Origin of the sequence: Ohtaekwangia sp. (assembly GCF_036786105.1) — a bacterium.
Classification (GTDB): Bacteria; Bacteroidota; Bacteroidia; order Cytophagales; family Cyclobacteriaceae; genus Ohtaekwangia.
Map to the genome: position 1 here is coordinate 1 of NZ_DAIQRQ010000013.1, position 12,404 is coordinate 12,404.

Annotated in this window: 9 protein-coding genes; 4 read left to right on the forward strand and 5 right to left on the reverse strand. The window is 45.3% G+C overall.

The annotated features are described in order from the left end of the window. Positions 1–610, forward strand: a 610-nt coding sequence (locus V7Q33_RS08360; protein WP_333819536.1) for a DUF6624 domain-containing protein, incomplete at its 5' end; no start/stop codon positions are given. A 44-nt stretch (positions 611–654) separates the two neighbouring features. On the opposite strand, the gene V7Q33_RS08365 is transcribed toward V7Q33_RS08360, so the two are convergent. The 5 genes from V7Q33_RS08365 to V7Q33_RS08385 all read right to left on the reverse strand — a co-directional run bounded on the left by V7Q33_RS08365 (position 655) and on the right by V7Q33_RS08385 (position 8,840). Further along, complete coding sequence (locus V7Q33_RS08365; RefSeq protein ID WP_333819537.1) at positions 655–1,971, reverse strand: gluconate:H+ symporter; 1,317 nt, start codon at positions 1,969–1,971, stop codon at positions 655–657. A 13-nt stretch (positions 1,972–1,984) separates the two neighbouring features. After that, entirely contained in the window at positions 1,985–3,697 is a 1,713-nt protein-coding gene (locus tag V7Q33_RS08370; protein ID WP_333819538.1) for an IlvD/Edd family dehydratase, read from the reverse strand. 80 nt (positions 3,698–3,777) lie between these two features. Next, positions 3,778–5,370, reverse strand: coding sequence for an aldehyde dehydrogenase (NADP(+)) (locus V7Q33_RS08375; protein WP_333819539.1), 1,593 nt, complete (start codon positions 5,368–5,370; stop codon positions 3,778–3,780). A 7-nt stretch (positions 5,371–5,377) separates the two neighbouring features. Further along, entirely contained in the window at positions 5,378–6,214 is an 837-nt protein-coding gene (locus V7Q33_RS08380) for a fumarylacetoacetate hydrolase family protein (RefSeq protein WP_333819540.1), read from the reverse strand. Positions 6,215–6,227: 13 nt separating this feature from the next. Next, positions 6,228–8,840, reverse strand: a complete 2,613-nt coding sequence (locus tag V7Q33_RS08385) for a glycoside hydrolase family 3 C-terminal domain-containing protein (RefSeq protein ID WP_333819541.1) — start codon at positions 8,838–8,840, stop codon at positions 6,228–6,230. A 203-nt stretch (positions 8,841–9,043) separates the two neighbouring features. Here V7Q33_RS08385 and V7Q33_RS08390 point away from each other — a divergent pair, with 203 nt between their 5' ends. The 3 genes from V7Q33_RS08390 (at position 9,044) to V7Q33_RS08400 (ending at position 12,346) form a co-directional block, all read left to right on the forward strand. Then, positions 9,044–9,922, forward strand: coding sequence for an AraC family transcriptional regulator (locus tag V7Q33_RS08390; RefSeq protein ID WP_333819542.1), 879 nt, complete (start codon positions 9,044–9,046; stop codon positions 9,920–9,922). A 19-nt stretch (positions 9,923–9,941) separates the two neighbouring features. Beyond that, entirely contained in the window at positions 9,942–11,465 is a 1,524-nt protein-coding gene (locus tag V7Q33_RS08395; protein WP_333819543.1) for a gluconokinase, read from the forward strand. Between the two features lie 155 nt (positions 11,466–11,620). Beyond that, positions 11,621–12,346: a hypothetical protein gene (locus tag V7Q33_RS08400; RefSeq protein ID WP_333819544.1), complete on the forward strand. Its 726-nt coding sequence runs from the start codon at positions 11,621–11,623 to the stop codon at positions 12,344–12,346. The last annotated feature ends 58 nt before the right edge of the window (positions 12,347–12,404 follow it).

Sequence of the window (12,404 nt, forward strand, 5' to 3'; positions counted from 1 at the left end):
CAAAATGACAATTCGAGCTTTGTTACTAATATCATTTGTTTCATTGTGCCCAGGGAGTATAACAGCACAACCTCTGGACAGTTTGCGGCATCTGCTCGAAGGCATCAACGATACTGGCCTTTCCTATCGAAGGCATGTCATGAAAACTATTCAAAAATATGGTGCGTCTTCATCGCAAATGGATAGCCTGAATAACTTAATAATTCATTTCGATAAAGAATCGCTGGTTACGGTAACTGCGATCATTGAAAAATATGGATGGCTCGGAAAGAGCCAGGTTGGATACAATGGCAATAAAGCTATATTTTTTACCATCCAACATTCTGAAATTAAATACATGGATAAGTACCTGCCCTTGTTAAAGAAATCGGCCAGGCAAGGAGAGTCAGACAAAGGAGACGTGGCGTTAATGATTGACAGAATTCGGGTTTCTTATAATAAACCACAACTTTACGGTACACAATATACTTATAATGAAAAGGAAGGTAAATACAACATTTACCCAATCAAGGATATTAAGCATGTAAACAATAGAAGAAAATCTGTTGGGCTTAATCCACTGGAAGAATCATTTGAGGCGGGCAACTATACTATATTGCAAAAATATTAACTGCTGTGCGTACGTTGTTGTTGAAGAATACCAACAGGGAGCCATTACATATTGATCGCATTTAGCAAAAGTACACCTGCTAATCCGATGATTGATATAATCGTCTCCATCAATGTCCAGGTGCGAAATGTATCGCGGACTGTTAATCCAAAATATTCTTTGAAAAGCCAAAAGGCGGTGTCATTCACGTGCGAGCAAAATAAACTGCCGGCACCAATGGAAAGTACCAGCAGGTTAGGATCTACGGCTTTGTCCTGCATTAGCGGATAGACAACGCCTGCAGCTGTTAATCCGGCAATCGTGGCTGATCCCAGCGCTAAACGCAAAGCTGCTGTGGCAATCCATGCCAGCACCAGGGGAGGTAAGTCAAAATGTTTAAAAGCATTTGCTATCTCGCTGTTCACGCCACTGTCTACAAGAATTTGTTTTAGTATACCTGCACTTCCTATAATCAGCAGAATCATGGCAATGTCTTTTACAGCTTCACCATATACCATCATAACCTGCGATAGTTTCTTTCCCATACCAATGCCGAGTGTGCACGTTGCGATCAATATAGTAAGTGTCATGGCTGTTGTTGGGTCGGCAGCAAATGCTAAAATCTTTACGATTGAATCATGCGTGGCAAAGATGCGCGAAAGGAGGGTGGTGATGGCTATAATCAGCACAGGTAAAAGAGAAGAGACAAAACTGTTACCAACTCCGGGAAGGTCGCACGCAGGCTTGTGAACAAGAACAGGCGCAACCTCCGGTTTAGACGAAATGTTTTTCAGCGTCTGAGCAAACAATGGTCCGGCTATAACAATGGCAGGTATAGCGATAAGCAAACCATACAAAAACGTAGTGGCTATATTGGCGTTGAACTGCATAACAAGCGCCACAGGCGAGGGATGCGGCGGCAGGAAGCCGTGCATTACCGACAGCGATGCCATCATGGGTAACCCGGTATATACCAGTGGAATTTTGTATTGGTACGCAACCGAGAAAATGATGGGTATCAAAAGCATAAACCCCACGTTGTAATACAGCGGTATACCGACTATAAAGCCGGTGAGTGTCATAGCCCAGACTAAATACCGGGTGCCAAAGATGCGTTGCATAACGAGTGCAATGCGCTGGGCTGCGCCGCTCTCGGCCACCAGCTTTCCGAGCATGGCGCCCAGTACAATTACGATTACCAGTGAACCGAGTGTATCGCCGATGCCTTTATTCACCGACCTGGCCACATGTTCAATAGGAATGCCCAGAAGTATAGCTGCCAGCATTCCAACCGCCAGGAAGGCAAGAAATGGATTTACCTTTGCCCAGGTAATGAGCAGAACGAGTAAAGCGATGCAGGCAACCAGCGTTATGAGCGTCATTGGGGAAGTGCTGTCAATGACTATCTCTTGTAACTTTTGAGCCCGACTTGCCAACAAGAAAATCAAGATCAGCACCTTTGTCTGCCTGCTGTACGTGATTTACATAGAGGTTAACATATCCGCGTTCCATGATAGCATCCGGTTGCTTCCAGTTTTTTCTGCGCCTGGCGAGTTCGTCATCCGAAACATGAAGATGAAGTAATTTTGCTTTCACATCCAGCTCGATCAGATCACCGTTTTCAACCAACGCCAGGTTTCCGCCAATGGCGGATTCAGGTGAAACGTGTAGCACCACTGTGCCGTATGCTGTGCCACTCATGCGGCCATCCGAAACACGAACCATATCAGTTATACCTTTGTCCAATAATTTTTTAGGCAAAACCATATTGCCAACCTCAGGCATACCGGGGTAACCAACAGGGCCAACGCTTTTCAATACCATCACGCACGTCTCATCTATATCCAGGTCGGGGTCATCTATACGACTGTGGTAGTCTTCTATATTTTCAAATACTACTGCTCTTCCTTTGTGTTTCATCAGCGCGGGAGTGGCAGCAGAAGGTTTTATAACAGCGCCGTTCAATGCGAGGTTTCCTTTCAATACAACAATGCCTGCTTCTGCTATTAACGGATTACTATAGCAGGCAATTACATCGTTATTATAGCACTCGGCTTTGCCTTTGATATTTTCGCCATGTGTTTTTCCATTTACAGTAATGGCATTCATGTGCAGTACAGACTGCAGTTCTTTCATCACTACGGGTAAACCTCCTGCGTAATAAAAATCTTCCATCAGAAATTTACCCGATGGCATGAGGTTGAGCAGCAATGGTATTTTACTGCCAATGGTATCAAAGTCTTCCAGGTTCAGCTTTACACCAACGCGACCGGCTATCGCTGTGAGGTGGATAATAAAATTGGAAGATCCGCCAATAGCGGCGTTTACTTTAATGGCGTTTTCAAATGCATGGCGTGTAAGGATCTTCGAAATCTTCAAGTCTTCTTTTACCATTTCAACAATGCGTCTGCCCGAAAGCTGCGCCAGCACTTTTCTACGCGAGTCAACTGCGGGAATTGCTGCGGCTCCCGGCAACGTCATGCCTAGTGCTTCCACCATACACGCCATGGTAGAGGCAGTGCCCATTGTCATGCAATGTCCCGGGCTGCGCGACATGCAGCTTTCTGCGTGAGAAAATTCTTCGTAGGTGATCTTGCCGGTTTTCAGATCATCGGTCAACTTCCACACGGCGGTTCCGGAGCCAATGTCCCGGCCCTGATGTTTACCATTAAGCATAGGCCCACCGGGAACAACCAGGGTTGGCAAATCGACACTCGCGGCACCCATAAGGGTAGAGGGTGTTGTTTTATCACAACCGGTTAGCAGCACTACGCCATCAATCGGGTTGCCCCGTATCGATTCTTCAGCATCCATGCTCGCGAGGTTTCGGAATAACATCGCCGTTGGTTTCAGCAACGTTTCTCCCAGCGACATAATGGGAAACTCCAGTGGAAAACCTCCGGCTTCATATACACCGCGTTTTACACTTTCTGCTATATCGCGGAGGTGCGCATTGCAGGGTGTAAACTCAGACCATGTATTGCAGATTCCTATTACCGGCCGGCCATCAAAAAGATCTTCAGGAAAGCCCTGGTTCTTCATCCAGCTCCTGTAGAGAAATCCCATTTTGTCTTTCTTGCCAAACCATTCCGAGCTTCTGTACGTCATACTGTTATTCTTAAAATGAGCCAATGTTTTTACTTCCCTGCGAGCGCGATGGCATTGATCATCGGAGAGTATTGCAGTCTTTATTGAATCCTGTCCTTGGTGCGTATACCGTTAACGAGTCGCCAGATGCCGAGTGGATTTTCATTTTGCAGTTCGGCCGGTAATAGTTGATCCGGCATATTCTGAAAGCATACAGCACGTGTAAAGCGGAATATAGACGCAGTGCCAACCGATGTACTTCGACCGTCTGTAGTGGCCGGATAAGGCCCTCCATGAACCATGGCATGGCAAACTTCAACACCGGTAGGGAAACCGTTGATCACGATGCGTCCCGCTTTCTGCTCGAGTATATCCAGCAGATCCCGGTGAGATGCCAGATCGTTGTCGGTGCCGTGAACCGTTGCCGTTAAATGACCGGAAAGATTTTTGGCTGCTGCCAGGAGCTGAGATTTCGATTCCATCTCAACGATCGTGCTGGTGGGGCCGAAAATTTCTTCCGCCAGATCAGGATGTTTCTCGAATATATCTCCGGTGGTTTTGAAAAGCACAGGATCAGCGCAGTGCTTGCCCGTTGTTTTTTTTCCATCGGCAAATACTTCCAGGTGTTGCAGGGTTGCGCGGTGTGCTATACGTTGCTCGTAAGACTTGAAAATAATTTCAGTAAGCATTGGTCCTCCCGAAGTATTTTCAAACTCCCTGGCAAGACGTTGAAGGAAAGCCGCTGCCGAAGTATTTTTCTCATATACCAGTAAGCCCGGGTTCGTACAAAATTGCCCGACACCGAGTGTAACCGATGCAGCAAATCCTTTCGCGATTTTTTCCTGTTGTGTTTGCAATGCTTCCGGCAGAATAAAGACCGGGTTGGTGCTGCCCATTTCGGCATATACAGGTATAGGTTCTTTTCGCTTTACGGCTGCATCATATAGTGCTTTGCCTGCTGTGAATGATCCTGTTAATCCTACAGCCTTTACTTGTGGATGGGTTACGAGTTTGATGCCCACCACTTGTCCGTCACCATGCAACAGCGAAAATATACCATCGGGCATTTGTGTTTTTGTTGCTGCAGCACGAATGGCTTTAGCAACGAGTTCGGCAGTAGCAGGGTGTGCTGAATGAGCTTTGACAATTACCGGACATCCTGCTGCCAGCGCAGACGCTGTATCTCCGCCGGCAACTGAAAATGCCAGAGGAAAATTACTCGCGCCAAAAACAACAACAGGTCCGAGACCAATGTGGAGATAGCGTATATCGGGCTTCGGTAACGGACTTCGCATCGCATCGGCTGTTTCGATCCGGGCATCTAACCAGGAGCCTTCGCGGAGCATGGCTGCAAACATCAGCAGTTGATGAAGCGTGCGACTTCGCTCTCCTTCAATTCGCGCTTTGGGCAGCGCTGTTTCTGCACAGCATGTTTCGATAAGCTGGTCGCCCAGGTTTTGAATTTCATCAACGATTGTTTCCAGAAATATAGCCTTTTCAATGCCTGACTTTCTGCGGTAAATTTGAAAGGCACTCGCTGCTTTCTCGCTCGCTATATTTACTTCGCTTTCGGTCGCTTTTCGAAAAGTATATTGGAGCACTTCGCCGGTAGCAGGATTGATCGAACTAAAATGTTCATTGCCTGCGGCGCTGTTATCAAATCCAATGAGTTGTATTCCTTCTATCGTTACCATATAATGTTCAGGCTACCGTGTTTTCCAGTGTACCTATATTTTCAATGGTTATCCTGATCCGGTCACCCGATTGTAATGTGAAGTCATCAGGCGGAACAATGCCGGTACCCGTCATGAGAAAAGCACCGTATGGAAACGTGAGCTCTTTAAAAAGATATTGAGCGAGTTCAGTGTGTTTTCGCTTCATGCGGCTGATTGAAATTTGTCCGGAGAAAACAGGTACTGCATTTCGATAAATGTCTATGCTGATATTTGAATTAGCGTCAATCGGATGTTCCGGTATATACACACACGGGCCGATGGCCGTTGATCCGTCATAGCATTTTGCCTGCGGAAGATACAGGGGGTTTTCTCCTTCAATGTCGCGCGAAGACATATCATTGCCAATGGTATATCCTTCAATAGAACCCGATGAGCAGATGAATAACACCAGTTCCGGCTCGGGAACATTCCATTGTGAGTCGTGACGGATGCGAACGGGATCGCCCGACCCAACGGTTCGGTGAGAAGGCGCTTTAAAAAACAGCTCGGGCCGTTCAGCTTCATAGACGCGCGCGTAGAAATCACCGCCACCTGCGCTCTTGGATTCTTCCATGCGTGCTTCACGACTTCGGAGATAGGTTACACCCGAAGCCCATACTTCCTGTTTTGATATAGGAGCCAGTAAATTCGGTTTCGAAAAATCTTCAAGCGATGGATCAGGATTTAATGTTCTGATTTCTTCCAATATTTTTGCGAACAGTTTCTGCCTGTTTATAAAAGCATCCCAGTCAGATTCACGTGATAAAAAAAAACTTCCCAGATGCTCGATCACAATTCCGTGTTTGGTATTATAGGCTTTCATGAGGCAAGTAGAATTATAGTATAGATATAGTTGTTTTTAATACGTTTGATGTGCCGCCTGCCTTTGTATCGGGTTGACAGCCTCCGGCACTGATGTGAAGTATAGGGGAAGAACCAGGCGGAGGTTTTACAACAAATGTTGCTTCGCGCGATTCACCGGCTTTCAGATGAATGCGCCTGAATCCAACCAGCGAGCGAATCGGAAATTTTTTGTTTGCCGATGGCGTTGACGATGCATATACCTGAACAACCTCATCGCCTTCACGTTGGCCAATATTTTTTACACGTACAAAAACCTTTATTGAATCACCGGAAAATTTTGTGGCGTGAAGGTCTGAATACTGAAAGGATGTGAAGCTAAGCCCATAACCAAAAGGATATAGCGGTGTTCCTTCAAAGTATCGATACGTCTGGTTGCTGATTCTATAGTCAGCAAAAGAAGGCAGCTCATCGGTCGATTTATAAAATGTAACGGGCAATCTTCCTGCGGGATTATAGTCGCCAAACAGAACATCCGCAATGGCGCGGCCGGAAGCCTGCCCGGGGTACCATGCCTCTACAATTGCCGGCACGTGGTCATTTTCCCAATTCACGGCCAGTGCACTTCCATTTAATAAAACAAGTATTACCGGCTTGCCCAACGCAGCGATATCTTTGATCAGTTGTTGCTGCACTGTGGGTAAATCAATGCTGGTTCGGTCACCGCCACGAAACCCTTCTATTTTTAAATCCATCTCTTCACCTTCCATGCGTGGCGTAAGGCCCATGCACATGACTACAACATCGGCTTTGCGTGCGGCATCGAGTGCTTTCTTTTTGAGATCCGGTTTCGGCGCTGCCCATACAAGTTCCACTTGTGCATCTGCAAAGGTTTCAATCGCTTCAACCACCACTTTATATTTCTTACCCGCCTTCAGTTCAAGCGGCGCAGACTTTCTAAGCCGCGGGTCGCCATATTCATCACGGAAATGGTAAACGGTTTTCACAACAAGACTATCATCTATATACAACCTGGTGTTGCATGTAGTAATGAAACCGAGCTGGTATGTTCCTGAAATTTCAGGTTTAATTTCTCCCGTCCAGCGTACGCTAAAGTTGTCATCGTCCATTCCTTCTCGCGGAGCTTTATCTTTCCAGTTAGCATTCAGCGTAGGCGTTACTTCTGAAAAAAGTGGCTGACCTGACAGTGTAATGTTGTTAAAGACTTCGGCATATATACCGGGTTTATTTTCCGGTGTGAAGAGTATATTTTCAGGAACGGTATAGAACATCGGCATACCCTCCGCCAGTTCAGAGCCTTGGGCAAATAGTACCTTGGTGTGGTCAGAAATTTTCTCCCGAATGCCTTGCAAGGGAGTGATTGCTTCGGAGGGCACACCATTATAGTTTCCCAGAAGCATCAGCCATTGATCTGCATTTGGTCCGATAACTGCAATGGTGCCAATGTCTTTCTTCAATGGAAGTATATTGTCTTTATTTTTCAGTAGAACAATAGACTCACGGGCTGCTTCCAGCGCGAGTGTGCGATGTTCCTTGCTGTCTACAACAGTATATGGAATCTGTGCATACTTTACTTTGTCTGCGGGATCGAACATGCCTAATTTGAAGCGTGCTGTAAAAAGTCTTTTTACGGCGGCATCAATTTCTGCTTCTGTAATCAGTTTTTTTTCAACAGCCACTTTCAGGTGTTGATATACCTTTCCGCACTCCAGATCGGTGCCGGCCTTCACAGCTATACTGGCGGCTTCTTCGGGCGTGGCTACTACTTTATGGTATTTATAAATATCAGTGATGGCCTCACAGTCGGAAACAATATAGCCGCTAAAGCCCCAGTCATTTCGGAGTATATCGTTCAGTAGTTTGTCGCTCCCGCAGCATGGCTTACCATTGTATCGGTTATAGGCACACATAACCGAGTAAGGCTTGCCCTGCCGGATAGCCATTTCAAAATGTGGCAGATACGTATCATATAAATCATGTTCATTTGTTACCGCATCAAAAACATGTCGTTCAGGTTCAGGCCCGCTGTGCACCGCGAAATGTTTTACGGTAGCAATGGTCTTGAGATACTGCGGATCGTTTCCCTGAAGTCCTTTTATAAATTCAGTGGCAAGCGATCCGGTGAGGAAAGGATCTTCGCCATACGTTTCCTGACCGCGGCCCCAGCGCGGATCGCGAAAGAGATTGATATTCGGAGACCACAGTGTAAGGCCCTGGTATATAAACCGTTTTTCTTTGCTTATAAAATTCTGATGCTTGGCGCGGGCCTCATCGGAGATAGCTGTTGATACACGGTAGAGTAAGTCCTGGTTCCAGGTAGCGCCCAATCCAATAGCCTGCGGAAAAACAGTTGCTATACCTGCACGCGCCACACCGTGCAATCCTTCAGACCACCAGTTATAGGCCGGTACTCCCAGCCGCTCAATGGCGGGAGCATCGTTCATCATCTGACTGATCTTTTCTTCCAGTGTCATTCTCGACATCAGGTCATCAACACGTTGATCTATAGCAAGGGATGTATCTAAAAACGGAAACGCTGCTTCTGATTTCTGAAACGAGCAATCAGTAACCAACAGGCATGACGATAGCAATACCAGGAAAGAATATATAGTCAAACGGACGCTCACAGAATAGAATGTCTGGCTTAGGTGTGCAAGCTGACCAGACTACAGAAAACAAACTTCTAATAAACAACGGTGATGAATTTTAAACACCTGGCATACTTGCTATAATATTAGTCATCATCGTTTGCAGACCGCGCTGTTTTTTCCACATTTGCCATCAGGTAATGTCAGATTACAACGGGTAAGTCTTTAACGGGTGACTATAGATGAATCAGTTTTACTTACGTCAGGAGCATTCGCCAGAGCTGATAGGCTTTCGTCATATCCGTGAATTTGGCGTTCGGAAAAATACCAGTATACAGCTCGACTCTCTCAGCACCACGATTACAGATAGTATAAGGATTTATTATATACTCGATGGAAAATTCGAATGGCTGATCAATGATCGGTGCCATGTTCTTTATCCCGGTGATTTGGCCATCATTCTTCCCGGGCAACCTTTTGGCGGCAGCAAGGGATTTATAGACATCGGTACTTTCTGCTGGATTTGTATTGATGTTGAGCGCGTTGGGCAAAATAGAAAAATGGTACTGGGCAAGTGGAGCGGATTATCAGAAACCGAAAGCCTTACCATAAGCAGTATACTACAACTGAACAACACAGCGGTGCTTGTAAGAGTTAAAGAAGCGTTTGTTACGTTGCAGGCGATCCGAGATGAATTGTTTCAACAGGAGATAGGGTATACTACCCGTGTAAATCATCTTATTGATGACCTTTTGATTTTAATTGTCCGGCAATCAACACATCAAACCAATTTACGAAGAGACTTTCCGCAGACATTTACAAAACTGGAGGAAACATTGAGACAAAACCTGTCGCATCAATGGACGGTAGAAGAAATGGCGGCCCTTATCGGGTTGGGAACAACAGCATTTTCTGAAAAAGTAAAAAACTATACCGGGTTCTCTCCGCTGAATTATCTTATCAACATTCGTATTTCAGAAGCCATAAAACTGCTGAAGAAACAGGAGATGAATGTAACCACCATAGCATTGGAAACCGGTTTCTATTCTTCTCAGCATTTCTCCACAACCTTTAAAAAACTAACCGGATATACACCGGTTGAATTCCGAAAAAAGACATAAACTTTATTTATACTATACCATGGAATGCATCATTACGATAGAATTGGGAACAAATGCGGTGCGCGTTTTTGCATTTGATTTGAAGGGCGATGTAGTTGCATCTGCAAAGGGATCGTATCCAACGTTTCATATTCAGCCTGACTATAGCGAGCAGGACCCTGAGCAGATTTTTATTACCATGCTATATGTGCTTAAAAATCTAATCACCGAGAAGCTGCATCCGAAGATGTATAGCATTCGTTCAGTTTGCTTTCTGGCATCGATGCACAGCGTACTGGCAATTGATCACCAGGGTGTGCCGCTGGGCAATGTGATTACCTGGGCCGACAACCGCGGAAAGAAGGAAGCCAATGAGTTAAAACAATCGCCTTTAGGCAAAGTAATTTACAATGCCACAGGCACACCTATACATCCCATGTCGCCGTTGATTAAAATAGCGTGGCTGAAAAATAACGACAGCGAAAGGTTCTCCAAAGCCTTTAAATTTCTGTCGATGAAGAGTTACATCCTGCAACAGCTTACCGGTGAGTATGTGATTGATTATAGTCTTGCATCGGCTACCGGTTTGCTTAATATACATACCATGGAGTGGGAGCCAACGGCCCTCGAATTTGCAGGCATTACCTCCGATCGATTGCCGCGACTCATGTCGGTGTTCAGCTCACCGGGTAAATTGCGTAAAGAATATCAGACTTCGCTGGGATTATCGCCTGATACGCAGATTATGATCGGTTCAAGCGATGGCTGCATGGCTACATTAGGAGCCGGTACGTGGCGCGAAGATAAAGCAACGGTAACCATCGAAGACAGTGGCGCGGTACGCGTGGTAGGAAAGGAAGTATTGCGCGATGAAAAACAGCGTTTCTTCAATTACCTCATTGCCAAGAACTGCTATGTTTCCGGTGGCCCGACCAATAACGGTGGCGTTGTATTTGAATGGTTTGCAAAACAGTTTGGAGATTTCAGAATACCGTTCGATACCGAGCAGATTATGGAAGGACTTATACGGGAAGCCTGTAACGTTCGTGCGGGTTCTGACGGACTGATATACCTGCCTTACTTACTGGGCGAGCGCGCACCACTGTGGAATGCCAATGCTCGCGGATCTTATTTCGGTATAAATATCAAACATGAACGATCGCATTTTATACGCGCAACCATTGAAGGTATATTGTACGAGATATATAGCATTGGAAAAATATTACAGGAGCATCGCGCCATAAACAGTCTTTCCATCAATGGCAGTTTTGCCACTATTCCCTTTTGTGCGCAACTGATGGCCGATATTTTTAATAAGCCTGTGCATACGGTAACGAATTTCAGCAGCGCGGCAAGAGGAGCTTTTTTACTGAACGCGATCGACATGGGTATATATTCCGATCTTGAGCAGGCTGCGGGAAGCACGCCATTTCAGGAAACTCTTTACCCGAGGGAGCAAGACCATGCAACCTATACGCGTTACTTCCGCATCTTTGAAAGGCTGAGTGTTAAGCTGGAAGATGAATTTGAAGAGATTGCTGACCTTCAGCAGGGAGGGGAATGAAATGATTGATTTCGCCCGATTTTGTACAACTATTAAGGTTCCTTCCCGGAGAGGCCAAAAAAGTTACAATCCGCCTCGGGACAAATGAAGAAAGCTAAAAACGCAAGGGCTGATTTTAAAAAAAACGTTAAGTTTGAGTTTTTGCAATCGTACTTATGGCAGAACTTGAAGTAGTTAAACACTCCAAAAAGGCATATCGTATCTTCGGTAGTGATAATACCCTCATTCATAAGATAAAAGAGTTCTTTGTTGAAATATTCATCATCGTATTTGCGGTGGGTATTACTATTTGGTTTCACGACATGGCCGAACACCGGCATCAACAGAAGGAAGTGAAGGAATTTTTAATCGGACTGAAAAACGATTTAACGAATGACCTTTCTGAAATGCAGGCTGACAAAGCGGGATACAAATATCAGCAAACTGCATTTCTTTATTTTCGCTTTAGGAAAACAGATGCTGTTGGTGCATCAGATAGTTTGAAAAAGTACACAAACGCGATCTTCAATAAGGTAGAACTCGTTCAGAACAACGGACGTTTTGAAGGATTCAAATCTTCCGGCAAGATTGGAAACATCGAGAATAAGAAACTGCAGAACGATATTCTTGATCTTTACCAGGAGTTAATTCCATCCCTGCTTAGCGCAACACAGTTGTATAACCTGCAGAAGGACCGGCTTATCATTCTTGTTGAACAGAACGCCCGTATTGACGAAGCTCAAAAGCGATTGATGATTGAAGATGTTATAAAACTGGATCAGGCGAAAATTATGTTGGCTACATTGAGCGCTTTCCCGACAGAGATTATTAATCGCTATAATACCTGCATATCAAGAATCAATGATATTGTGAAGGGTATTGACGAACAGTATACCGAGTAAGTTATAATATCTATTTCTTTCCCCCGGAATAAATGCCTTAATCAGCATAACAGTATGC